Source organism: Asticcacaulis sp. AC466 (assembly GCF_000495815.1).
GTDB lineage: Bacteria > Pseudomonadota > Alphaproteobacteria > Caulobacterales > Caulobacteraceae > Asticcacaulis.
The window spans coordinates 185,211-208,316 of sequence record NZ_AWGE01000001.1; the positions used below are offsets into that span (position 1 = coordinate 185,211).

A 23,106-nucleotide genomic window follows, 5' to 3' on the forward strand; every position below is an offset into this window, starting at 1 on the left:
ACAGGCAGCAATTTACCGACTTAAAAGGGCTACTGGCATGGCTGAAGACAATTTCGACGTAGTGATCATCGGCGGCGGACCCGGTGGCTATAACGCAGCCGTCCGCGCCGGCCAGCTTGGCCTCAAGACCGCGATCGTCGAGTCGCGCGGCGTTCTCGGCGGCACCTGCCTGAATGTCGGCTGCATGCCATCCAAGGCGCTTCTGCATGCATCGGAACTGTACGAGTTGGCGGGCCACGAATTTGCCAATATCGGCATCGAAGTCGCTGCGCCTAAGGTCAATCTGGTCCAGATGATGAAGGCCAAGCAGGACAGCGTCACCGCCCTTACCAAGGGCGTCGAATTCCTGATGAAGAAGAATAAGGTCACTTACTTTGTCGGACGCGGGACCATCGCCGGTCCGGGTCGGGTCATCGTCACCGGCGCGGATGGCGCCACCCAGACCCTCAACACCAAGAACATCGTCGTCGCCACCGGTTCTGAGCCGACGCCGCTGCCGGGCGTCGAAGTCGATCAAAAGTCGATCGTCGATTCGACCGGCGCCCTGTCTTTGCCGGCCGTGCCGAAGTCGCTGGTCGTGGTTGGCGCCGGCATTATCGGCCTTGAACTCGGCTCTGTGTGGCGCCGCCTTGGCGCTCAGGTCACTGTCGTCGAATTCCTTGACCGCATTACGCCAGGCATGGATACCGAAATGGCCACCGCCTTCCAGAAGGCACTGGTCAAACAGGGCGTGAGCTTCAAGCTGGGCACCAAGGTGACGTCCGCTAAGCCGGGTAGCAAGGGCGTCGAACTGACCCTGGAGCCCGCCGCCGGCGGGACACCGGAAAAACTCACCGCTGATGTCGTGCTGGTCGCCATCGGCCGCCGTCCCTTCACTAAGGGACTGGGCCTCGAGTCGGTTGGCGTCACGCCGGACGCACGCGGCTTCATTCCGACCAACCATTTCAAGACCACCGCGCCGGGCGTCTGGGCCATCGGCGATGTTATCTTGGGCCCAATGCTGGCGCACAAGGCGGAAGAAGATGCGGTTGCCTGTATTGAGCTGATCGCGGGTAAGGCCGGGCATGTCGATTACAATCTGGTGCCGTCGGTCGTCTATACCTATCCGGAAGTGGCTTGGGTCGGTCAGACCGAGGAACAGGTCAAGGCGTCGGGCGTGGCGTACAAGACTGGCAAGTTCCCGTTCACGGCCAATAGCCGCGCCAAGATCAACCACGAAACCGAGGGCTTCGTGAAATTCATTGCCGACGCCAAGACAGACAAGGTCTTGGGTGTCCACATGATGGGGCCGCAGGTCGGCGAAATGATCGGCGAAGCCTGCGTCCTGATGGCGTTCGGCGGGGCTTCGGAAGATCTGGCACGGACCTGCCACCCGCACCCTACGCGCTCCGAAGCCGTCCGTCAGGCGGCCATGGGCGTCGAAAACTGGGCCATGCAGATGTAGGCCGATCGCCTGCGACTACGGACTGTGGAAAAGGGAGCCTTGGCTCCCTTTTCTGTTGTTGAGGTCGGTCAATGGGACAGGTTGGCCTTGCCGACGTCACCGACCTTGGGCAGTTCCCCAGTCATAAAGGCCTTTACATAGGCCAGACCTGTGGCGACTGCGCCCGGGGTATCCCAGAATTCAGCCTCTTCGGCCTCGAAACGGATAAGGACGAGGTTGGGGTCTTCCTTGCCGGCGGGGAACCACACCTTGTCCAGATCGCTCCACAAGGCGTCGATCTTTGCGCGATCACGTTCGATGACGGCGCGTCCCGATACCGAAACATAACGATGTGCGCTGGTATCAGAGTAGGTGAGGAGGGCAGTTGGATGATTTTCGATCTCCTGCGCCTTTTCGGTGTCTGCGCCGGTGAAGAACCACAGCGTGCCGTCGAAGGTTTCCGCCTGTTTACACATCATTGGCCGCGCATGAAAGACACCGGCATCATCCGACGTCGCCATCATCGAGACCTTGATATCCTTGATCAGAGACCAGATTTTTTCGCGCGCTTCCGCGCCGTGCAGATTAGCCATGTCAATCTCCATTAAAGGAGATGACCATGGCGGTTGCCGGGTAAGGATACGATCAGGAAACGGCGAGCTTTGATACGGGCGCGCGTAATTAGGCGGCGCGTGCCGCCCGCTACTGAACCGATACGATGCGGCTGAAGCGTTTGCCGTTCGGCGCGACCGACCGTGTCTCAACTGTTCCATTGACCGCGACCGGACCGCGATAAGCGGTCCATTTGCCGCCCGCCGTGCGGTACTGAATAGCCAGATCGCCATAGGCCAGGTTTGCTTCGAAGACGCCGCCGGTGATCCGGGCACCCGGTGCGGGCAGACGGTAGGCTATACCGGCCGCTTCCATGTCCGCGAGTCGCGGCGCCAGACGGTCATTGAAGTTCTGCCAGTCCGACAGCAAGCCGTTGTAGTCGATCTGGCCGTCGCCGTAGTGATAGGCGCGGCCCGCGACGTAGGCGGGTTCCCATGATCCGATGTGCCAGGCACGTTCGGCGAGGGCCATTGTGCGCGGATAGATAAGATAGTCAGCGATGCTGTCGGTCCGGACGCCCTCACTCCATAGCTGGCCCTGCATTCCGGTTATTTTGCGGCCGGATTCCAGTGGCTCGGTGTCTGCGACGGTCTGGCCGCGCGCCTGTAAATCGGTCATCAGGCTGGCATTGGCCGCCAGATTTTCCGGCATGAAGGCGAAGACCTTGAACAGGTCGGTGCCGCGTGATGCCCAGTCCATGCCGCGTTCCTTCGGGTCGGGGGCGTAGGGCATATCGAAATACAACACTTCCGGCGTCGACATGACAACGTCCCAGCCACGATTGGCCTGGCGGTAGGCTTCGGCCACGCCCCCGGTAAACAACCCGCCCCAGCTGTTGGATTGTACGACCTTGGGCATCTCCTCAGGCTTTACGTGGCCCATGCCATCGCTCCAGCCAGCGGGTTCGATACCCTTCTTGCCCAGCATCTGTGACACCTGGGTGATGAAGTAGGGCGTCATGTGCTCCGGCGTCAGACCCTTTTCCTTGATCAGCGTTTGGCAAGCCGGCGAGTTCGTCCAGGCGCCTGCCGTTTCGTCCGCGCCGATATGATAGATTTTCAGCGGCACGCCCGCCTCGCGATGCATCGCCTGAATCTCGTCGATCACGGTATCGATGAAGTGATAGGTGGAGGGAAGGCAGATGTTCAGTGTGTTGTCGTTATAGTGCTGGATCGAGCTGTATACGGTCTTGTCATCCGGGTCCTGAAGGCGGAATTCGTTCGCCGCCTCCGGCTTGCCTTCTGCCATCAGGCGGCGGTAGCGGGCTTCCATCGATCGGACGGCGGCGCGGGAATGTCCCGGCATGTCGAAGGACGGAATGACCTCTATATGGTGCGCGGCGGCGATCTGCACGATTTCGATATAGTCGGCGCGCGTCAGGTAGCCATCGACGATCGGGCTGCCTTGTGGCCCGGCGCCGAGTTGCGGCAGCAGGCATTTGTCTTCGGTAAGGTCGTGACAACGGTGGCTACCGATCTCAGTCAGCTCTGGCAAGGGTTTGATGGCCAGGCGCCAGCCTTCGTCGTCGCCCAGGTGGAGATGCAGGCGGTTGAGCTTGTATTCTGCCATCTGGTCGATTGTCGCCAGGATAAAGGCCTTGCTGTGAAAATTACGCGCCAGATCGATATGCAGCCCGCGGAAGCCAAAACGCGGCGCGTCGCTGATTTCCAGCGGCTTCAGGCGATTATGTTCATAGGCGGCTTGCTGGCCCAGGCTGGTAAGGGCGTAGGCAGCTCCGGCAGCATCGGCGGCAGTGATGGCAATTTTGCCGTCGCGGGCGATCAGGTGATAAGACTCCGCCTTGCCTTGGCCGTCTATGGTGATGTCTACTGGTACACCCTTGTTGCTTAAGTGCAGGCGGCTGGCGTCGAGTGCGGCCTTAATATCGGGCATCGTGCCGCCCTCGAGTTTGGCGATGCGAATGCCACCGCTGAGAGGCAGAGGCTTGCCCTCCAGGTGCTTTGCGGCCAGGGGCGTGGGCAGGATGACGAAGTCTGGGGCGGCCTGGGTAACTTGACGGGTCGCATTGAGCGCGAAGGCGCGCTCAGGTGTCAGCGAGGTAGCATCGTAAGGTATCGGCGTAACAAAAGGCAGGCGTTCCAGACCACTCTGGGGGTCAAATTTCGTGCGAGTGGCGGCGATAGTGCGGGGCGCTAAGCCGTCCGCGACAATATAGGCATTGGGCAGGACCTGGTATTCCGAGCGGGCAACGCCAGCATAATATATAGTGTAGGTTGCGCTGGGCGTCAGGATTACGCCTGGCTTTGGCGTCAGGCGGAAATTGTCACCATTGATATGCGTAAGGTCGAACTGGTCACTGTCGGCCTTGGCAATGGCGCTGACAGAGCCGAAATAGAGTGACCAAGCACTATCGGGCAAGCTCTTAGGCAGGGTTATGTCGATGCGGGTGCGGCCGGCGTCATTGCTTACCTTATAGCCGAGAGTGTTGGCGAAGCTGTCGAGCTGGGCCTGTGTCGTGGCGCAGGAAATTCCCGGGACAAGGGCCGTTGTGGTCAGAAGGGCGGCCGCAAACAGGCTGTTACGAATGAAAATCGACATGGTTCCCTCGCTCTTGATTATGCGGTTAAGGTGACTGAGGCTTATGACTTTGTCAATTGTGCATATTTGCCAATGTAGAACCAATAAAGCACCAATATAAAATTTCTTTCGTTGGGAGCATGGCGTCAGTTGAGCCGGGACCGGGCGCGTGGTGACGGCAGCCGTACATGTCCGGCGGACCGTCTAATACCAATTCGCTGACATCGAAAGACGGATTAATGCCACCCCAATTCGCTTTTTACAGGGGTAAGATGGTGGCGGGGTATTTCTTACTTCAAATTGCATAAATGCCACTCTCTTAAGGGATTTGGATAATACCAATTACAGGTCAATAAGCGACAAATTTTGGGGATTACAAATATCGTCAGATGAATGTTTGGTTGCGGAAAAATTATATCCTATTGAATAATAAGGAATAAGTCTAGATTTCTATATCTGTCGGTGTTTTGCATTTATCAGTGAAATGAAGAATCTCTCCCACGGGAATCGCGGACAAAGGATTTGACGGAACCATACCAATGGAATAATACTGTTCTATCCGTCAACGGAGTCACAGCTGGGGCGGTTGTGCTGGTCCACGCATATAATCGGCGCACCAAACAACGCGCTCAAGCAAAATTGGACCTGAAAATCGCTCGGGGAGGGCGCATGTCTTTTATCGATACCGTTGGGGGGCTGGTCAGCGACGATCCCGCGCCGTTGTATATGCAACTGCAAAAAATTCTGCGTGATGCCATCCTATCACGCTTGTTGAGCCCAGAGGCCGCAATTCCACCTGAACGCGACCTTGCTGAGGAATTTGGTGTGTCCCGGCTGACCGTGCGAAAGGCCGTGGACGGTCTGGTTAACGAAGGTCTGATTACGCGCCGCCGCGGGGCGGGCACTTTCGTGGCCTCCCGGGTCGAAAAAAGCTTCTCAAAGCTGAGCTCCTTCTCCGAAGACATGATATCTCGCGGTCGCGTGCCGCACAGCCAATGGCTGTCCAAATCGTCCGGAGCGGTCACGCCGGAGGAATCCCTATCACTTGGACTGTCTCCAGGTACGCTTGTGTACCGGTTTCAGCGTCTGCGTTTTGCTGACGGCCAGACCATGGCGCTCGAAACCTCGACCATCCCCGGCTATTGCCTGCCGAACCTGGCGGCGGTCGAGAGCTCCCTATATGCCGCCCTGGACGCGGCCGGCAATCGTCCGGTAAGGGCCCTGCAACGCCTGCGCGCCGTGTCTTTCACGCCCGAACAGGCGGAAATTCTCGGCATTCGTCCCGGCGATGCCGGCCTGTTCATCGAACGGCGTGGGTTCCTAGCCGATGGCCGGGCGGCCGAATTTACCCAGAGCTGGTATCGTGGCGACGCCTATGACGTGGTTGCCGAACTGAACCGTGCCTAAATACCGGGCCGCTGCCTCTGATTGCCGGTATGCGGTGGAGTGCCTCTAAAGTCATGTCTGATACCCCCGCCGTCCTGCGCCTGAATTCCGATGCCCGCATGGAGTTGCGCCGTATCGGCCGTGAGGGCCATCCGCTGCTGATTATCGACGACGTGCTGGCTGAGCCCGAAGCGTTGATCGCGGACGCGCTTTTGGCTGATTTTGCACCGCCGCCTCATACCCGCTATCCGGGGCTCAATGCGCCGCTTCCGGCCCATTATGCCAATGGTATTGTGGCAGCGGTCAACCCCCTGCTGGCGCGAGTGTTCGGCATGCCGGCGCATCTGCCAAAGACCTTATTCGGATTTTTCGCCCTGGCGACACAGGCGCCCGAAGAGCTGGAGCCAATCCAGAAGATTCCGCATCATGATTCCCCCGATCCGTTCCGCATCGCCATGGTCCATTACCTGTGCCGGGATATGGCTGGCGGCACAGCGTTTTTTCGGCATAAGGCCACAGGTTTCGAAGGGGTCGACGCCCGTCGCCGCGCGGCCTATGTCGAACAGGCGGCCTTGGAACTCGAGGCCTCCGGGGCGGGCCTGACGCGACACGTTAATGATGAAACGCCCAATTTCGAGCAGATCGACTTTGCCCCGTTGAAATTCAACCGTCTGATCATCTACCGCAGTCATGTGCTTCATTCGGGGCTTCTGGAAGGGGCTAGCCTCAGCGCCGACCCCGCGGTAGGCCGTTTGACCGCTAACAGTTTCATCGACATTCAGAGGCCGGCCCAAAGCCTATCTTGACAACGGGTCGATCCGTGTTCTGATAAGCACCAGCCGGCGTTCAATGACCGGCGGGCGAAACGCCTCACGGGGAGTATAATCACAGATGAAGATATCCATCATGCTTTCGGCGCTTGTTCTGGCTTGCGCCACCACGCCGGTTTTGGCCCAGACGGCCGATAATCCGGTCGTGCTTAATCAGCCGGGCGCCCAGTTCTGGAACGTGTATGGCGCCGCGCAGACGCATAAGGCGCATAAGGACAAGGACGTCCAGGGCGGCGGGGCCATGCAGGTCGTTATCACCGCACCGACACAAAACGCATGGGATGTGGGTGCATCCTTGCCGGTGACAACCGCTTACAAGAAGGGTGACAAGATCGTGGTCGGCGTCTACGCCAAGCTGGTGTCGAAAGATCCGGCGGCCACGGTTCAGGTTCCGGCGGTAATCCAGATCAATGCCGCGCCCTATTCGCCGGCCATTCAACAAGGCTTCATCACCGTCACGACATCGTGGCAGTTACTATCGATTACGGGCGTCGCAAATGACGACTATGCCGCCGACAAGACTGCACTGTCGCTATCCCTGGGCGGCGCCGTCAAGACGCTGGAACTTGGGCCTGCGTTTATTTTGAATGAAGGCCAATAACGTAGCACCTTTATAAATTGCTGCCCAGACGCGCATGTTATCCTTACGTGCGCGTAAATAGGCTCAGCCTTTTGAAACCAATTCAAGGGAGGCTGTTTTGTCTTTGGGTACAATACTGATCATTATTCTGGTCCTGCTCCTTGTCGGCGCTCTGCCGACCTGGGGACATAGCCGCAGCTGGGGATATGGTCCGAGCGGCGGTCTGGGCCTGGTGGCCGTCATCGTCATCATTCTGGTTCTGACGGGGCGAATATAATGAACAGCAAAGCCATTTATCTGTTGGTGGGTGCCGCGATTGTAGTCATCCTGGCTGTGTTCGTGCTGAACATACCCGATAGGCGCAGCGGCACTGAGCGCGTCGGCGACGCCATTCAAACCTTACCAGAGGGACCTAAAAAGGCCGCCGACCAACTGGGTGACCGCAATCCGGTCGAAAAAGCCGGTGATGCGATCGAAAAGAAGACGGACTAGAAAAAAAGCCTGCCGGAGCAATCCGGCAGGCTTTTTACTCTCACCACTCTACGCTTTCAACGCCTACTGAACGGTCTCGCCATATTCATTGGCGTGCTCGGCCAGGATAGTCATCCCGTCTTCGTTCACGTCGGCAAAACCGCCGCGCACCTGAAAGACGCGCTTGGTGGTGCCGTCGAGGATGACGACATCGCCCTCGGCCAATGTGGTCATGAACGGCGCGTGGTGCGCCAGGACGCCGAATTCACCTTCGACGCCCGGAGCCACGACCTGATCGACCTCACCCGCGAACAGTTCGCGTTCGGGCGTCACCAGGGATACGTGCAGCTTATCCGTATCGGCCATGATTACTTACCTTCGCCGGCCAGCTTTTCAGCCTTGGCGATGGCGTCTTCGATGGTGCCGACCATGTAGAAGGCAGCTTCCGGCAGGTGATCGTAATCACCGTTGCAGATGCCCTTGAAGCCCTTGATGGTGTCTTCGATCGACATCAGCACGCCTGGCGTGCCGGTGAAGATTTCGGCCACGTGGAAGGGCTGCGACATGAAGCGCTGAATCTTGCGGGCGCGGGCGACGGTCGCCTTGTCTTCTTCCGACAGTTCGTCCATGCCGAGGATGGCGATGATGTCCTTCAGCGCCTTGTACTGCTGCAGGATTTCCTGAACGCGCGTTGCGGTTTCGTAGTGTTCCTGACCGACAACACGCGGATCGAGGATACGCGAGGTCGAGTCGAGCGGATCGACGGCCGGATAGATGCCTTGTTCGGCGATCGAACGCGACAGAACGGTTGTGGCGTCCAAGTGGGCGAACGAAGCGGCCGGGGCCGGGTCGGTCAAGTCGTCGGCGGGGACGTACACGGCCTGAACCGAGGTGATCGAGCCCTTGTTGGTCGAGGTGATGCGTTCCTGCAGACGGCCCATTTCGGTGGCCAGGGTCGGCTGATAGCCAACGGCCGACGGAATACGACCCAGCAGGGCGGACACTTCGGAGCCCGCTTGGGTGAAGCGGAAGATGTTGTCGACGAAGAACAGAACGTCCTTGCCTTCGACGTCACGGAAATATTCGGCCTGGGCCAGGCCGGTCAGGGCGACGCGGGCGCGGGCGCCGGGAGGCTCGTTCATCTGGCCGTAAACCAGCGTACAGCGCGAGGTGCCCCCGCCGCCATGCTCGTTCACCTTAGACTCGATCATTTCGTGATAGAGGTCGTTGCCTTCGCGGGTCCGTTCACCGACGCCGGCGAACACTGAATAGCCGCCGTAGGCCTTGGCGATGTTGTTGATCAGTTCCTGGATGGTGACGGTCTTGCCGACGCCGGCGCCGCCGAACAGGCCGATCTTGCCGCCCTTGGCGTACGGGCAGATCAGATCGATGACCTTGATGCCGGTGACGAGGATTTCAGCCGATGTGGCCTGGTCCGCGAAGGCCGGGGCGTCAGCATGGATCGGGTTGAAGAACTTGGTTTCAATCGGGCCGGCTTCGTCGATCGGCTCGCCGATGACGTTCATGATGCGGCCGAGCGTGGCAGGGCCAACCGGAACCGTGATGGGGGTGCCGAGGTCGGCGACGTCCTGGCCGCGAACGAGGCCTTCGGTGGCGTCCATGGCGATGGTGCGGACGGTGTTTTCACCCAGGTGCTGAGCGACTTCCAGAACCAGGCGCGCGCCGGTGGCGGCGTTGGTGGTTTCCAGGGCGTTCAGGATGGCGGGCATGCCACCTTCAAAGGAGACGTCAACGACGGCGCCGATGATCTGGGTGATCTTGCCTTTGGCAGCAGTGATCTTTTGTGGTGCGGACATGGTTCGTTCCTACAGGGCTTCGGCGCCGGCGATGATCTCGATCAGTTCGGTCGTGATCTGGGCCTGGCGTTTACGGTTATATTTCAGGTTCATGGCTTTGATCATTTCGCCGGCGTTACGCGTGGCGTTATCCATGGCGCTCATCTGGGAGGCATAGAAGCCCGCATTGTTTTCCAGCAAGCTGGCCAGAAGCTGGACCGACAGGTTACGCGGCAGAAGCGTTTCGAGGATCTCTTCCTCGGACGGCTCATACTCATAGACCGGTTGCACACCGCCGGTATCGGCGGCGGCGGACAGGTCGACATCTGCCGGGATCAAGCGCTTGGCGCTCGGCACCTGGGCGATGACCGACTGGAACCGCGAATAGAAGAGGGTCACGACATCGGCGCGGCCTTCGGAAAATTCGCGGGCGATGAGGTCGGCGATCGGTGCGACCACATCGATCGTCAGCACCTTGGTGCCCGACAAGTCGAAGCTCTCGACGATCTGGCTGGCGAACTGGCGCTTCAACTGGTCACGGCCCTTACGGCCGATCGTGATGAGGCGCACCTTCTTGCCGGCCGCGGTTTGCGACTGGATGTATTCGCGCGCGGCACGGACGATGTTCGAGTTGAAACCACCGGCCAGACCACGGTCAGCCGTGGCCACGACCACCAGCTGGTTCGTTGTGGAGCCGTTGCCGACCAGCATCTGCGGCGCGGAATCGCCGGTGATGCCCTTGGCCAGGTTGGCGATGACCGCCGCCATCCGCTTCGCGTAGGGACGGGCGTTTTCCGCCGAGTCCTGTGCACGCTTCAGCTTGGCGGCCGCCACCATCTGCATCGCTTTCGTGATCTTCTGCGTGGCTTTCACGCTTCCGATCTGAGTGCGCATGTCCTTTAAGCTTGCCATTTTGTGTGACTAACTTTCCGGGTTTAGGCGAAATTGGAGGTGAAATCGGCAACGATCGTCTTCAGCTGACCTTCGAGTTCCGGCGACAGGGCCTTCTTGTCGCGGATCGCGGTCAGAAGATCGGCGTGACGGGTGCGCAGGCTGGACAGCAGTTCCTTTTCGTAACGGCCGACGTCAGAGACGGCGACGTTATCGAGGTAACCGCGCGTACCGGCATAGATGACCGCAACCTGCTCTTCGACCTTCAGCGGCGAATATTGCGGCTGCTTCAGAAGCTCGGTCAGACGGGCGCCACGGGCCAGAAGGCGCTGGGTGGCGGCGTCGAGATCGGAGCCGAACTTGGCGAAGGCGGCCATTTCGCGATACTGAGCCAGGTCACCCTTGATGGCGCCGGCGACTTGCTTCATCGCCTTGATCTGGGCCGACGAACCGACGCGCGACACCGACAGACCGACGTTAACGGCCGGACGGATGCCCTGATAGAACAGGTCGGTTTCGAGGAAGATCTGGCCATCGGTGATCGAGATCACGTTGGTCGGAATGTAGGCCGACACGTCGTTGGCCTGGGTTTCGATGATCGGCAAGGCGGTCATGGAGCCCGAACCATTGTCTTCGTTCAACTTGGCGGCACGTTCCAGCAGGCGGGAGTGCAGGTAGAAGACGTCGCCCGGATAGGCTTCGCGGCCGGGCGGACGGCGCAGCAGCAGCGACATCTGACGGTAGGCGACTGCCTGCTTCGACAGATCGTCATAGATGATCAGCGAGTGCATGCCGTTGTCGCGGAAATATTCACCCATGGCGCAACCGGCGAACGGGGCCAGGTATTGCAGAGGAGCGGGTTCGGAAGCGGAGGCTACGACAACGATGGTATATTCCAGGGCGCCGTTTTCTTCCAGTGCCTTGACGATCTGGGCAACGGTCGAACGCTTCTGGCCGATGGCGACGTAGACGCAGTACAGCTTGGCGTTCTCGTCGGTGCCTTCGTTGACGGCCTTCTGGTTCAGGATGGCGTCGATGGCGACGGCGGTCTTGCCGGTCTGACGGTCACCGATGATCAGTTCGCGTTGGCCACGGCCGACGGGGATCAGGGTGTCGATCGCCTTGATGCCGGTCTGGACAGGCTCGTGAACCGATTTACGCGGGATGATGCCGGGCGCCTTGAGGTCGGTCCGGCGGCGCTCGGTCGAAACGATCGGGCCCTTGCCGTCGATCGGCTCGCCCAGCGGATTGACGACGCGGCCGAGTAAGCCCTTGCCGACCGGCACGTCAACGATTTCGCCGAGGCGGCGCACTTCGTCGCCTTCCTTGATCTCGCGGTCTTCACCGAAGATAACGACACCGACATTGTCCTTTTCCAGGTTCAGGGCCATGCCCTTCACGCCAGCGGCCGGGAACAGCACCATTTCACCGGCCTGAACCTTGTCGAGGCCGTAAACGCGGGCGATACCGTCGCCGACCGATAGAACCGAACCGACGTCGGAAACATCGGCTTCTTCACCGAAGCCAGCGATTTGTTGCTTGAGGATGGCCGAGATTTCGGCTGCACGAATGTCCATGGATTTTACGCTCTCTTAAGGGCGAATTTGAGGGAATCAAGTTTGGTCTTGAGCGAAGCGTCGAAGAGACGCGAACCTACGCGGACCTTAAGGCCGCCCAGGATGGCCGGATCAACAGTCGTGCTGATATCGGCGGAGTGACCAAGGGTCTTGGCCAGGGTCTTCTTGAGGTCTTCGAGCTGAACGTCCGACAGGGCGACAGCCGATGTAACCTCGGCGCTGACGATGCCCTTGTGGGCGGCATACAGCGCATTAAACGCATTGATAAACGGAAACAGCTCGCCAAGGCGGCCATTGGCGGCCAGAACGCCCAGGATTTTTTCGGTCAACGGGCTAAGCTTGAGCCCGGCGCCCTTTTTTGACGTCGCCACGGCCAGAAGGCCTTTCAGCTTGACGTCCGACTTGTAGACCTGGCTGCCGACAAAGGTGCGCAACTCGCCGCTGGCGATAAGGAGCGCCTTGAGATTGGCCACATCGCCATGCACGACATCGAGGACGCCTGTGTCCTGCGCGAGGTCGAAGGCGGCGCGGGCATAGCGTTCGCCGGCTTCCGTTTCCCGATATTGATCACTTGTGGTGCTTGGCACGATAAGATCCAAATTTGCTTCTGATTAATGGGCACAAGCTCACGGGCGCAGAACGTAGCGCCGCCTCTGACTTGAACCGCGGGCTCCTTAGCATAGGGATTCTGCCATCGCAACCAAAGAGGGACAGATTCTTGCCTCAAACCCGACTTTAACAGGACGGCAAATCCAAGTTTACACGACGGCGGGCAATATCTTTTGGCGGCGCGCCTTGAGATTTGGAGAGGCCCTTCTATTTCTACATGTAAGGCTAATTATAACCTTTACTCTGAGGAACCTCATATATGGATGCCATCACCGCGCTCGCGAGCGATCCCGCCGCCTGGGCTGCCTTGTTGACACTCGTTGTTATGGAAGTCGTGCTTGGTATCGACAACCTTATCTTTATTTCAATCCTGACAAATAAGCTTCCCGAAAGCATGCGGGCTCGTGCCCGCGCCGTTGGCCTGTCTGGTGCGCTTCTGATGCGCATAGCGCTTCTGTTTACCCTGTCCAGCTTGGCCGCCCTTAAGGACCCGGTCATCTCCCTATTCAGTCACGGCTTTTCGTGGCGCGATATCATTCTGGTCGCCGGTGGCCTGTTTCTTCTCTACAAGGCCACCAGCGAAATCAACCATGCCGCCGAGCCGTCTCACGGTGAGGGCGACAATAAGCCGCAGGTGGGCAAGTCGCTTGGGTTTGCCGCTGCCATTGCGCAAATCCTCATGCTCGATCTCGTCTTCTCGATCGATTCCATCCTGACCGCTGTCGGCATGACCGACCATCTGCCGATTATGATCGTGGCGGTGCTGATTGCCGTCTTCCTGATGTTCGTCGCCTCAGGCCCGATCTCGGCCTTCATCAGTCGCCACCCGTCCATCGTGATGCTAGCTCTGGGTTTCCTGTTGATGATTGGTGTCGTCCTCGTCGCCGAAGGTTTCGGCGCTCATATCGAGAAGGGCTATATCTACGCTGCCATGGCCTTTGCCGGTTTCGTCGAAGCACTGCAGATGTTTGCCCGCGGTCGCGCCAAGAAGGCGGGGGATTCGCATTAGGGTTAACCCTAAAGCAAGCTGACCTAGTAAGCCGACCTTTAGGCAGAAACGCCACGCCCCCTCCCACCGGCGGGGGCGTTTTCGCGCCCGGTTAACAAAAGGTCAATCACATGGCTGGTAATATAGGGTATGGACATTCGCCCGCCCGTTTCCATCAGCCCTGTCGCGACCAAAGACCTGACGCCGCGCGAACAGGCGCGCCAGGCCGAAGCCGCCGCCAAACTGCAAACCGCCAGGGATGTCATCAAGGTCATGGCCAAGTCGCGCACGGATCAGCGTGCCCAGGCCAATGCAATGGCGCGCCAGAAAGTCGAAATGCTGAAGCAACGCTTGAAAATGTTGCAGATGAGCAGCGTCGGCAATCCGGCAGGCGTCGCCCGCCAGGTCGCCCAAATTGCCAAGGAATTGGCGGCAGCCGTCAAATCCTATGTCGCCGCCGGCGGATCGGCTGCCGATGTCGGCATAGCCACGCCGCAAAATACCGAAGCACCATCCGGTGACGTGGCGCAAAAGGCAGATGCAGCCGCGCAAGCCGCTCCACCAGACGCCGAGAAGGCAAGTGACGACCCGTCGAGCGATCCGAAGGCGGCGGGCGATAAAACGGGCGAGGCGAAAAACCCGTACGACAAAGCCATCGACGCGCTGAATACGCAAGCTGCCAAGAGCGGAAAGGCAGCCGCTGAAAAGCAGGAGGATGCCGACTTCCTCACCGGTGTTAAAGCGTTGAAGCAGAAGCTTAAGGAACTGCTCGCCCACGCCAAGGCCGGTCTGGGGCAGAGCAATGATACCGACGAGGCAGACACCGCCATGAAGGCGCTCGAAAAGGAGCTGGCCAATCTGGAAAACGGCGCGGGCGCGCAGGCGTTGTCCGCTGGAGGCCTGGTCTCCGTCGTCGCCTGAAATGAGGCTCTGTGTGCCCGTGTGCGCATTCTGTTGCGATCACCGATAAATTTACCGATTTGACGCTTTACGAAACGGCGATCTTCGGCGAACACTAGCGCCCGTTGCTTATCCGGGATCAGAATGACCGCCCAATCCCCACGCCCTAGCCCTGATCGCGCCCTATTGATGCGCCGCGACGTTCTGACGGGCGTCGCCGGTGGTCTGACGGCGGGGGTTGCCACCCTGGGGGTTCTGGCCAATTGGAAGACGCATTCGCGGATCGAACCGCCGGCCACGCCCATTGTCCAGATTCGTAGCGAACCGCCCGCGGCCCCGCTGAAGGTATGGCCCGGCCTGGATGCGCTAGGCCAGCGCATGATCGACACGCGCGCCGCACCGGGCCTGTCGCTCAGTGTCATGAAGGCGGGTGTTCTTCTGTACGCCAATGCGTTCGGGCGCGCCCGGCTGACGCCGCGCCATGCCGTTACGCCCCGGACCGGCTTTCGTATCGCCTCCATCAGCAAGCAGTTTACCGCCGCCGCCATTCTGCTGTTAGCAGAGCAGGGCAAGCTGCACCTCGACGATCCTCTGGCCCGCTTCATTCCGGATTTCCCGCGGGCGCCAGACATGACCTTGCGCGAAATGCTCAGCCACACTGCCGGGCTGGATGATTATCTGAGCGGTCGCCACGCCGACATGCTGACGGCGGCTCAGACGCGTGACTATACCCAGCAAGGCCTGCTCGAGGCCCTGAAAATGGCCGCGCCGATATTCCGCTGTCCGCCGGGTGTGAAGTGGGTCTACAGCAATACCGGCTTCGCCCTTCTCGGTATTATCGTGGAGCGCCTGAGCGGCATGCCCTTCGGCGCCTTTGCGCAACATCACCTGTTTGATCCGGCCGGCATGACGCGCACGGCGCTCGATCCGGTGGTCGCCGCCGATGACGATCTATGTGAAGGCCATCGCGCCAGCCGTTTCGGTTTTGGCACTGTCCTGCCTGTCTCGCCCAGCTTCGCCGGCGGATCGGGTGGCCTGCGCTCGACCAGCGAGGACCTGTGCCGCTGGCATGCCGCCCTGCTCGCCGGCAAGATACTGAAACCCGACAGCCTTGCGGCCATGCTGACGCCGATGAAGCTCAAGAATGACAACTATGCGCTGGATCGCGACTATCCGGCCTATCCCGGCTATGGGTTGGGGCAAAGACTGGGCCTGATCGGCGGGCGTCCCGTCTTCGCACATAGCGGTCGCATCAATGGTTTTACGGGCCAGCTTCTGACATTCCCGCTTCAGCAGGTCACCATGGCCGTTCTGTTCAATTGTGACGGGGCCAATTCGGGCAACTTCATGCCGTCGTTTCGCGCGCTACGTAGCGAAGCCCTGGCGCTCGGCCTCGCCGCCTGACTACAAAAGCTGCCTGATTACAAGAAACTATACGGGTCAATATCGACCACCAGCCGCACCGCATTCGGCCGCTTTATCGCCGCCAGCCAGTGGGTGACAAAGGCCTGGAGGTCGCGGTTGCGGTCGGCCCGCACCAGAAAACGCTTGCGCCACTGCCCCCGCACCAGGGCAAGCGGTGCATCCGCCGGACCATAGACGTCCACACCCTCGGTATTGGGAATGAAGAGGGCCAGTTCACGCGAAAACTTGTTGAGTAAATTCTGGTCCTTGGCGCTCAAAATCAGTGCGGCCAAACGGCCAAACGGCGGAAATTTCGCGATTTCCCGAGACATGGATTCATAGGCGTAAAAGGCATCGCGGTCCTGAGCGGCCAAAGCCTGCATGACCGCGTGTTCCGGCGTGTAGGTTTGCAGGACGGCACGGCCGGGCTTCAGCTTGCGTCCCGCCCGCCCGGTTGCCTGGGCCAGAAGCTGGAATGTCCGTTCCGCCGCGCGCAGGTCGCCTCCTTTAAGCCCCAGATCGGCGTCAACGATGCCGACCAGGGTCAGGTTGGGGAAGTTGTGCCCCTTGGCGGCGGCCTGGGTGGCGATGACGATATCGATCTCACCGTCTTCGATCCGCTTGATCAGCGCTGCCGAAGAGGCGGCATCGGGCGTCGTGTCGGAACTGAATACCTCGGCCCGCGCTTCGGGGAAGCGGCTATGCACCTCCTCTAAGATTCGTTCGACACCGGGCCCGACCGAAATCAGGCTGTCCTTGGCGCCGCAATGCGGACAGGCAGCGGGCTTGCGCATCGAAAAGCCCGTCAGGTGGCAGACCAGGCGCCCAGAGGCGCGATGCTCGACCAACCAAGAATCGGTGTTGGGCGATGTCATCTTCTCGCCGCAGGCCTTGCACAGGACGAGGGGGGCGTAACCGCGCCGGTTGAGGAACAGAAGGACCTGCTCCTTGCGCATCAGCGTGGCCAGAATTTCCCCGACCAGCGGATCGGACAGCCATTGCCCCCGTTCCGGCGGATGCTGCTTCATGTCAATAAGTGAAATGTCCGGCAACTGCGCGGTGCCGTGCCGCTGGTCCAGCCTCACCCAGGCGTAGCGGCCCTTTTCGGCATTGGTCAGGGTTTCCAACGACGGCGTGGCCGAGGCCAGAATCACCATGGCGCCATCGAGCCGCGCGCGGAAGACCGCCAGGTCACGGGCATGGTAGCGCGCCCCTTCTTCCTGTTTATACGAACCGTCATGCTCTTCGTCGACCACGATCAGGCCCAGGCGGCGGTAGGGCAAGAATAGCGCCGACCGCGCGCCAACGACCAGGCGGACGCGGCCATCGGCGACGCCCTCCCAGATGCGGCGGCGATTGCCGTTGGTGATATTGGCGTGCCACTGCGCCACTTCGACGCCGAAGCGGGCTTCTAAGCGGGACAGCACGGCCTGGGTCAGGGCGATTTCCGGCAGCAGGACAAGCACCTGCGCCTCGGGATCACTCCGCAATATGTCTGCGACGCTTTCGAGATATACTTCCGTTTTTCCGGAACCGGTGACGCCATCGAGCAGGACGGGTGCGAAGGCGGACTTGGCCTGCTCCATCTGCAAGAGCTGATGGGCGGCGGATTGGTTGGCATTGAGCCGGGCGGGTGCGAAGTCGGGATCGGGCTGCGGGTAGGCTTCGTCGCGCGGCAAATCGACCTTGGCCAGCACGCCTTCCTTTTCGAGCGCTGACACCACCCCCGTCGATACGCTCGCCGCCATTGCCAGATCGCCTAGCGCCATAGCCACCAGGGCCGTATCCATCACGGACTGCCGCGCCTTGGTGAGGCGCGCGGGCGCGGTCCCTGTCAGGACATAGCCCTGCTTCGGTGCGGGCCGCGGAATTTTCAGGGCACGCAGACAGCCATTGAGGAATATGCCCGGCGGCGTCAGGGTCCAGCCGGCGGCCCACAGCCAGAAATTCAGCGAAGCCTCCGGAACGATCGGATCGTCGAGTTTCTTCGTCACCGGCTTGATGCGCGACAGGTCTTCGTCCGGTTCTGGCGTCTCAAGCCCGATTACCAACCCGCGCACCTTGGCGTGTCCAAGCGGCACTATGACGTGCTCTCCGGCCCGCAAGGGCATGGCGTCGGGCATCGCGTAGTCGAGCGCCTCCGCCATAGGCGCCAGGACGACCACCTTGACGATTTTGGCGATGCGCCCATTCGCGGGCAGGAGGGGCCCGGGCAAGAGGGGTAAGGCAGGCGGACTCATGGGCGCGGACTCATGGTTTTAGCCTCTAACACGAAATCCAGAGCTTTGTCACAGTCGGATAAGGAAAGCGCTTCACAGACGCGAAAACCCCCTTTAAGGTGATGGATATGAGTATGGAAGGCGGCATGACAACCCTTGATCTTGATAATTGGCAGGCGCTGCGCCGTCACCTTATCGACCATGCCGACGATATCGTGCGCGATAAGGCCTTGCTCGAAGCCCTCGGCCTCCAACCTAAATCCAGACATCTGATCGATTTCGGTCCCGCCGCCCTGTCGCGCCTTGAGGCCCGGGCATTGAAGGACTTCGATGTCCGCCGCCAACTCGAAATGACGGCCAAGGCCAATTTCGACGCCCAAAGCCAGACGCACGGCCTTTGTCTGGCGCTGATGGAAGCGCGCAATCATTCCGACCTGGCCCGCCGCCTTCAGGAAGAGGCGCGCAATCGCTTTGGGCTGGTCGCGGCCACCCTTTCCCTCGAAGACACAGCACCCGTGCCATTGGGATGGAAAACGCTCGATTACGGTGGTGTCGATTACATCATCGGCGAGACGGGCCTAAGCCTGCTTGGCCCCGACGCCGTGTGTCGCGTTTTGTTCGATGACGACGTCAAGCGCGTCAAGTCGGCAGCTGTGCTGCGCATTGCCTTGTGGCGTGAAGGCCGCCCCGGACTGGTCGCCTTCGGTTCGTCGGATTATGATGGATTTTCACCGGAGATGGGCGCCGAACTCGTCGCCTTTGTTGCGCGTGTGGTCGAGCGCGTTGCGGATCGCTGGCCGGTTCTGTCTTAAAATATTGAGCGCGGACCAATCCACCGGCCGCTGCCCGTCGTATCTATGAGTGATAGACCAAAAGGTGTTTACCGTTCTTTTTCCGAACCCCGCTTGCCGGGTAAAGAATTCCTTACGGTTACACCTTAAATTTGTCCACATGTGTTGTTATATACGTCACCTGAGGATGTTCCTCTGCGCCTATGAGGCTTCCCTTTCCGACGCCCCCCTTAGGTTGGGCCAGGAGAAAGCCCTCTCACCACTCCTCACCACGCATAAGGACGGAGAGGGAGGCCGCCCCGGCGCAGGGGGGCATGTTCTCATATGATATCGCTATTCGACGCTCAGATCGCCTGGGTCTCATGGCTTAAGGACCAGAAGCGCTGTTCGCCGCGTACCCTGGACGCCTACGCCCATGCCCTGCGGTATTATTTCGATCATTTGAGCAAGACCGTCTCTGGCGACCTGACGCTTGAGGACGTGGTTGCCGTCTCAGCGGGCGATATACGTGGCTGGATGGCGCATCTGCGCGGCAAGGAACACCCCTTGTCCGCCCGATCCTTGGCTCAGCATCTGTCGGCCATCAAATCGTTTCACGGCTTTCTCGATCTGCATTTCGACCGACCGAATGCCCAGGTGGCCCTGATGCGGGGGCCTCGGCTCAAGGCCACCTTGCCGCGCCCTCTCAATCCTGACCAGGCTTTTGGACTGCTCAACGAAACGCGGATGGATTCCGATCGAGATGATTGGGAGAATGCTCGCGACGAAGCCGTCTACATGCTGCTTTACGGCCTGGGTCTGCGGATTTCCGAGGCCCTGTCCCTGACGGTCAAGGATACGCCGCTCGGCGAGACCCTGCGCGTCATCGGCAAGGGCAATAAGATGCGTGCCTTGCCGGTTCTGGCCGCCGTGCGCGAGGCGATTGAGTCGTACCGGCGCCAGCAACCCTTCACCCTGGCGCCGCACGACAAGCTGTTCCGGGCCAAGCGCGGCGGCGAGCTTAGCCCCCGGCACGTCCAGGCCAGCTTACAACATCTGCGCTCACGGCTGGGCCTATCCGACCGCGCCACGCCGCACGCCTTGCGCCATTCGTTCGCGACCCATCTTCTCGGCTCCGGCGCCGATCTGCGGTCGATCCAGGAATTGCTGGGTCACGTCTCCCTGTCGACCACACAGAAATACACCCAAGTCGATACGGAACGCCTGTTATCGGCCTATGCCCAGGCGCATCCAAAGGGGTGAGTGTCAGATCACGGCGTTACAAATAGGTCATACCACGTGCTTGCGTCCCGGCACCGGCAGGTCTAAAGTTCTACAAATTCCGGGGTTTTTTAGCGTCTCATGTCAACCATCTACGATGTGGCCAAACTGGCCGGCGTTTCAGCGAAAACCGTTTCGCGCGTGGTCAACGACGATAACGCCGTCAAGGTTTCGACGCGCGAAAAAGTGCAGGCGGCCATGAGCCAGCTTGACTACCGTCCCAATGCGCAGGCCCGGTCTCTACGGCTGGGTAGCCAGGCCTCGATTGGCTTTCTGCTCGAAGATCCGACCAGTGGGTATCAAGGGCGCTTTCATCACGCCATGCTGTCGGCCTGCATGGAGTCGCGCCGGTATCTGGCTGTTGAGCTGTATGAAGCCGGCATGCCGGATTGGCAGGCGAACCTGGATCGCTTCATCAGCGACGCCCAGATCAAGGATATGATCCTGCTGCCGACCCTTTGCGATTTCGGTCCGCTCAAATCCTTCCTGAAAGATAGAAATATAAATTGCGTGTTGATCTCGCCGTCGACGCCAGACAGCCATTATGCCTCGGTGGCCATGGATGACCGGTTGGCCGCCCGCGAGGTGGTTGAATATCTGTTCAGCCTCGGCCATTGCAAAATTGCCCACATTGCCGGCCATCCGGATCACGCCGCCTCGATCCTGCGCCGAAACGGCTTTTACGAAGCGTTCGATGCCGCCGGCCTGCCGCGCCCGCCGGTGTCCTATATGGAGCACGGCTATTTTTCGTTCAAATCCGGCTTCGAAGCGGCAGAGCGGCTATTGGCTTTGCCTGACCGTCCGACGGCCATCTTCGCCTGCAATGACGAAATGGCGGCTGCTGCCTGTTCGGTGGCACATAAGAGCGGCTTGCGCATCCCTGAAGATATTGCCGTCATCGGCTTCGATGACGCGCCGATCTCATCGGCCGTCTGGCCCGCACTGACGACCGTGCGTCAACCCTATCTCGAAATGGCCCGCCGCAGTGTGCAGATATTGGCGGCCGCTGGCGATACCCTGACCGCCAGCGATCGCCAGATTCGCCACATCATCTCGCATCAGCTTGTGGTTCGCGAAACGACGACGCTTCCATTGTGAGGCGTTTCTTCCGGCTAAACCGGAAAACTCAGCGCGCGACAGCCATCGGTGCATTGGGGCGCTCGACGAAACCGCCCTTGTAGACGGCATTGATCAACTGGCGATGCGATACCAGATCTTTCGATGCCTGGTCACCGAATTGGCTGATCCGCGCAAACAGGTGGTTGGCCAGGTCGGTATGTTGCAGTGAACCGCGCGCCGCCTCATAATCCGTCTCGAAATTCATGCCGTACAAAATGTACTGGTAGCTGAAGAAGGCGAAGCTTTCGTTGTCGAGCGTAAAATCGAACCGCGAGGGCGGGCGGAATTTCCATAGGGCTATCAGCTCGCGCAGATGCGGCGGGATTGAGTCCGGCCGGGTATTGTCGCGCCAGAACGGCTCTTCACGCTTGGTCAGGCAATAGTGCAGCTTGATGAAGCCAATGATGGTTTCATACCGCTTGGTCATGGCCTCGTTGAAAATGTGTGCCGAGGCATCGAGCGGCCCCCGGAAGGGGAAGAATTCGACAATCTTGTTCACCGCCGATTCGATTAGCACCATGCCCGTCGATTCCAACGGTTCCAGGAAGCCGGCTGACAGCCCGACGCCGATGCAGTTTTTGACCCAGTGCTGGGTTCGGTAACCGGCATTGAAACGGATGCAGCGCGCTTCTACGCCCTCCGCCATGGGGCCGACATAGGCGCGCAAGACTTCCTCGGCGCGATCGTCATCGGTATGGTCGGAAGAATAGACATAGCCGATGCCACGCCGCGTGCTAAGGGCGATATCCCAGGTCCAGCCGGCTTCGTGGGCCGTCGAAATCGTATAGCTTTCCAGCGGGGAGTCAGGCTTTTCGTAAGGGACCTGAATCGCGACGGCACGATCGGTGAACAAGGTATCCTTGATCGACTTGAACGGCACCCCCATGGCCTTGCCAAGGATTTCAGACCGGAAACCGGTACAGTCGATGTAGAGGTCGGCCTTCAGATCGCCATGCTCTTTCGCCGTGATATGGGCGATGGCGCCGTCGGCGTCTAACGTCACACCATCCAGATTGCCGCTGAGGTGATGAACCCCCAGGTCCTTGGCGTATTTCGCCAGTACCCCGGCAAAGCGATGGGCATCAAAATGATAGGCGTAGTTCAGCGGCCCCTGATAATTGCCCTGATGGATACGCTTGGGCGCCAGTTTCGAGTCCGCGACCTTTTTTTGAAACGTCACCGCCTCAGCGAAGGGCAACCGCTTGTCCTTGTCCTGCAACAGCCAGTACGGCAGGAGGTTCAGTTCTTCCCTGGACCAATAGGGCTGTTCGAACGGGTGGAAATAGTGGCTGCGCCGCCCGTCCTTTGGCGTGACTTCCCAGTCGTCAAACCGGATGCCCTGTTTGAAGGTCGCGTGACTTTCGCGCATGAAGCCGGCTTCGTCTATGCCGAGCGTGCGCAGGATATTGCGGATAGTCGGAAACGTGCCTTCGCCGACACCGATGATGCCGATGTCCGGCGATTCCATGACGGTGATCCTGGGGCCGCCGTTACGATCCGTGCCCAGGTGCTTGGCCAGGTAGGCCGCCGTCATCCAGCCCGCCGCCCCGCCGCCGACGATAAGCACATCGCGGTGTGGTGGCGAAGCGGGTTCGGACGCGATCTTGGTCATTATTGGCGGCTTCCCATTCTTCCCGTTCAGGCGGGAAATTATCATATGGCGCCAGTTTTATATGTCTTTTCAACGCCTGTCCATGTGCATCAATCCGCTT

21 protein-coding genes are annotated in these 23,106 nt (G+C 59.9%); 12 read left to right on the forward strand and 9 right to left on the reverse strand.

Going from position 1 to position 23,106, the window contains the following annotated elements:
• Positions 1 to 37 precede the first annotated feature (37 nt).
• Positions 38 to 1,444 (forward strand): dihydrolipoyl dehydrogenase, encoded by a 1,407-nt coding sequence (gene lpdA, locus AEAC466_RS23935; protein WP_023456220.1) that lies wholly within the window; start codon positions 38 to 40, stop codon positions 1,442 to 1,444.
• A gap of 68 nt (positions 1,445 to 1,512) precedes the next feature.
• Here lpdA and AEAC466_RS23940 read toward each other — a convergent pair whose 3' ends face one another.
• A complete protein-coding gene (locus tag AEAC466_RS23940; protein WP_031237988.1) occupies positions 1,513 to 2,016 on the reverse strand; it encodes a pyridoxamine 5'-phosphate oxidase family protein in 504 nt (167 codons plus the stop codon).
• Between the two features lie 109 nt (positions 2,017 to 2,125).
• Positions 2,126 to 4,594: a family 20 glycosylhydrolase gene (locus AEAC466_RS23945; protein WP_023456222.1), complete on the reverse strand. Its 2,469-nt coding sequence runs from the start codon at positions 4,592 to 4,594 to the stop codon at positions 2,126 to 2,128.
• A gap of 648 nt (positions 4,595 to 5,242) precedes the next feature.
• Here AEAC466_RS23945 and AEAC466_RS23950 point away from each other — a divergent pair.
• From AEAC466_RS23950 to AEAC466_RS23965, 5 genes are all read left to right on the forward strand, one after another.
• Complete coding sequence (locus tag AEAC466_RS23950) at positions 5,243 to 5,980, forward strand: GntR family transcriptional regulator (protein ID WP_023456223.1); 738 nt, start codon at positions 5,243 to 5,245, stop codon at positions 5,978 to 5,980.
• Positions 5,981 to 6,033: 53 nt separating this feature from the next.
• A complete protein-coding gene (locus AEAC466_RS23955; protein ID WP_023456224.1) occupies positions 6,034 to 6,765 on the forward strand; it encodes a DUF6445 family protein in 732 nt (243 codons plus the stop codon).
• 85 nt (positions 6,766 to 6,850) lie between these two features.
• Positions 6,851 to 7,390, forward strand: coding sequence for a hypothetical protein (locus AEAC466_RS23960; RefSeq protein WP_031237995.1), 540 nt, complete (start codon positions 6,851 to 6,853; stop codon positions 7,388 to 7,390).
• A gap of 103 nt (positions 7,391 to 7,493) precedes the next feature.
• On the forward strand, positions 7,494 to 7,646 hold the full coding sequence (locus AEAC466_RS44050; protein ID WP_304412627.1) for a DUF3309 domain-containing protein: 153 nt from the start codon (positions 7,494 to 7,496) through the stop codon (positions 7,644 to 7,646).
• Entirely contained in the window at positions 7,646 to 7,861 is a 216-nt protein-coding gene (locus AEAC466_RS23965; protein ID WP_023456227.1) for a hypothetical protein, read from the forward strand. The genes AEAC466_RS44050 and AEAC466_RS23965 overlap by 1 nt, the downstream gene beginning before the upstream one ends.
• A 63-nt stretch (positions 7,862 to 7,924) precedes the next feature.
• Here AEAC466_RS23965 and AEAC466_RS23970 read toward each other — a convergent pair whose 3' ends face one another.
• From AEAC466_RS23970 to atpH, 5 genes are read right to left on the reverse strand one after another with little or no spacing between them, the layout of a single operon-like run.
• Positions 7,925 to 8,206 (reverse strand): ATP synthase F1 subunit epsilon, encoded by a 282-nt coding sequence (locus AEAC466_RS23970; RefSeq protein ID WP_023456228.1) that lies wholly within the window; start codon positions 8,204 to 8,206, stop codon positions 7,925 to 7,927.
• Between the two features lie 2 nt (positions 8,207 to 8,208).
• On the reverse strand, positions 8,209 to 9,657 hold the full coding sequence (gene atpD, locus AEAC466_RS44360; protein WP_023456229.1) for a F0F1 ATP synthase subunit beta: 1,449 nt from the start codon (positions 9,655 to 9,657) through the stop codon (positions 8,209 to 8,211).
• 9 nt (positions 9,658 to 9,666) lie between these two features.
• Positions 9,667 to 10,548, reverse strand: a complete 882-nt coding sequence (locus AEAC466_RS44365; protein ID WP_031237998.1) for a F0F1 ATP synthase subunit gamma — start codon at positions 10,546 to 10,548, stop codon at positions 9,667 to 9,669.
• Between the two features lie 23 nt (positions 10,549 to 10,571).
• Positions 10,572 to 12,104, reverse strand: a complete 1,533-nt coding sequence (gene atpA / locus AEAC466_RS23985; RefSeq protein WP_023456231.1) for a F0F1 ATP synthase subunit alpha — start codon at positions 12,102 to 12,104, stop codon at positions 10,572 to 10,574.
• Positions 12,105 to 12,109: 5 nt separating this feature from the next.
• Entirely contained in the window at positions 12,110 to 12,691 is a 582-nt protein-coding gene (gene atpH / locus AEAC466_RS23990) for an ATP synthase F1 subunit delta (protein ID WP_031238000.1), read from the reverse strand.
• Positions 12,692 to 12,972: 281 nt separating this feature from the next.
• On the opposite strand from atpH, the gene AEAC466_RS23995 reads away from it, so the two are divergent.
• From AEAC466_RS23995 to AEAC466_RS24005, 3 genes are all read left to right on the forward strand, one after another.
• Positions 12,973 to 13,722, forward strand: a complete 750-nt coding sequence (locus tag AEAC466_RS23995) for a TerC family protein (RefSeq protein WP_023456233.1) — start codon at positions 12,973 to 12,975, stop codon at positions 13,720 to 13,722.
• Positions 13,723 to 13,851: 129 nt separating this feature from the next.
• On the forward strand, positions 13,852 to 14,622 hold the full coding sequence (locus tag AEAC466_RS24000; RefSeq protein ID WP_023456234.1) for a hypothetical protein: 771 nt from the start codon (positions 13,852 to 13,854) through the stop codon (positions 14,620 to 14,622).
• A gap of 123 nt (positions 14,623 to 14,745) precedes the next feature.
• A complete protein-coding gene (locus AEAC466_RS24005) occupies positions 14,746 to 16,005 on the forward strand; it encodes a serine hydrolase domain-containing protein (RefSeq protein WP_235074066.1) in 1,260 nt (419 codons plus the stop codon).
• 17 nt (positions 16,006 to 16,022) lie between these two features.
• Here the strand turns inward: AEAC466_RS24005 and AEAC466_RS24010 are convergent, their stop codons facing one another.
• Positions 16,023 to 18,245, reverse strand: coding sequence for a primosomal protein N' (locus AEAC466_RS24010; RefSeq protein WP_023456236.1), 2,223 nt, complete (start codon positions 18,243 to 18,245; stop codon positions 16,023 to 16,025).
• 107 nt (positions 18,246 to 18,352) lie between these two features.
• Here AEAC466_RS24010 and AEAC466_RS24015 point away from each other — a divergent pair, with 107 nt between their 5' ends.
• From AEAC466_RS24015 to AEAC466_RS24025, 3 genes are all read left to right on the forward strand, one after another.
• Positions 18,353 to 19,036: a DUF484 family protein gene (locus tag AEAC466_RS24015; protein WP_023456237.1), complete on the forward strand. Its 684-nt coding sequence runs from the start codon at positions 18,353 to 18,355 to the stop codon at positions 19,034 to 19,036.
• Between the two features lie 303 nt (positions 19,037 to 19,339).
• Positions 19,340 to 20,257 (forward strand): tyrosine recombinase XerC, encoded by a 918-nt coding sequence (locus AEAC466_RS24020; RefSeq protein WP_023456239.1) that lies wholly within the window; start codon positions 19,340 to 19,342, stop codon positions 20,255 to 20,257.
• A gap of 99 nt (positions 20,258 to 20,356) precedes the next feature.
• A complete protein-coding gene (locus tag AEAC466_RS24025) occupies positions 20,357 to 21,373 on the forward strand; it encodes a LacI family DNA-binding transcriptional regulator (protein ID WP_023456240.1) in 1,017 nt (338 codons plus the stop codon).
• A gap of 28 nt (positions 21,374 to 21,401) precedes the next feature.
• Here AEAC466_RS24025 and AEAC466_RS24030 read toward each other — a convergent pair whose 3' ends face one another.
• Positions 21,402 to 23,006, reverse strand: coding sequence for a tryptophan halogenase family protein (locus AEAC466_RS24030; protein ID WP_052025042.1), 1,605 nt, complete (start codon positions 23,004 to 23,006; stop codon positions 21,402 to 21,404).
• Between the last annotated feature and the right edge of the window lie 100 nt (positions 23,007 to 23,106).

Coding starts and splice junctions, on each gene's coding strand:
- lpdA (WP_023456220.1), top strand. CDS start 38: ATGGCTGAAGACAATTTCGACGTAGTGATCATCGGCGGCGGACCCGGT.
- AEAC466_RS23970 (WP_023456228.1), bottom strand. CDS start 8,206: ATGGCCGATACGGATAAGCTGCACGTATCCCTGGTGACGCCCGAACGC.
- AEAC466_RS23950 (WP_023456223.1), top strand. CDS start 5,243: ATGTCTTTTATCGATACCGTTGGGGGGCTGGTCAGCGACGATCCCGCG.
- AEAC466_RS24025 (WP_023456240.1), top strand. CDS start 20,357: ATGTCAACCATCTACGATGTGGCCAAACTGGCCGGCGTTTCAGCGAAA.
- AEAC466_RS24010 (WP_023456236.1), bottom strand. CDS start 18,245: ATGAGTCCGCCTGCCTTACCCCTCTTGCCCGGGCCCCTCCTGCCCGCG.
- AEAC466_RS24020 (WP_023456239.1), top strand. CDS start 19,340: ATGATATCGCTATTCGACGCTCAGATCGCCTGGGTCTCATGGCTTAAG.
- AEAC466_RS24030 (WP_052025042.1), bottom strand. CDS start 23,006: ATGACCAAGATCGCGTCCGAACCCGCTTCGCCACCACACCGCGATGTG.
- AEAC466_RS23965 (WP_023456227.1), top strand. CDS start 7,646: ATGAACAGCAAAGCCATTTATCTGTTGGTGGGTGCCGCGATTGTAGTC.
- AEAC466_RS24015 (WP_023456237.1), top strand. CDS start 18,353: ATGAGTATGGAAGGCGGCATGACAACCCTTGATCTTGATAATTGGCAG.
- AEAC466_RS23955 (WP_023456224.1), top strand. CDS start 6,034: ATGTCTGATACCCCCGCCGTCCTGCGCCTGAATTCCGATGCCCGCATG.
- AEAC466_RS23945 (WP_023456222.1), bottom strand. CDS start 4,594: ATGTCGATTTTCATTCGTAACAGCCTGTTTGCGGCCGCCCTTCTGACC.
- AEAC466_RS23995 (WP_023456233.1), top strand. CDS start 12,973: ATGGATGCCATCACCGCGCTCGCGAGCGATCCCGCCGCCTGGGCTGCC.
- AEAC466_RS24005 (WP_235074066.1), top strand. CDS start 14,746: ATGACCGCCCAATCCCCACGCCCTAGCCCTGATCGCGCCCTATTGATG.
- AEAC466_RS23940 (WP_031237988.1), bottom strand. CDS start 2,016: ATGGCTAATCTGCACGGCGCGGAAGCGCGCGAAAAAATCTGGTCTCTG.
- atpD (WP_023456229.1), bottom strand. CDS start 9,657: ATGTCCGCACCACAAAAGATCACTGCTGCCAAAGGCAAGATCACCCAG.
- atpA (WP_023456231.1), bottom strand. CDS start 12,104: ATGGACATTCGTGCAGCCGAAATCTCGGCCATCCTCAAGCAACAAATC.
- AEAC466_RS44365 (WP_031237998.1), bottom strand. CDS start 10,548: ATGGCAAGCTTAAAGGACATGCGCACTCAGATCGGAAGCGTGAAAGCC.
- AEAC466_RS23960 (WP_031237995.1), top strand. CDS start 6,851: ATGAAGATATCCATCATGCTTTCGGCGCTTGTTCTGGCTTGCGCCACC.
- AEAC466_RS24000 (WP_023456234.1), top strand. CDS start 13,852: ATGGACATTCGCCCGCCCGTTTCCATCAGCCCTGTCGCGACCAAAGAC.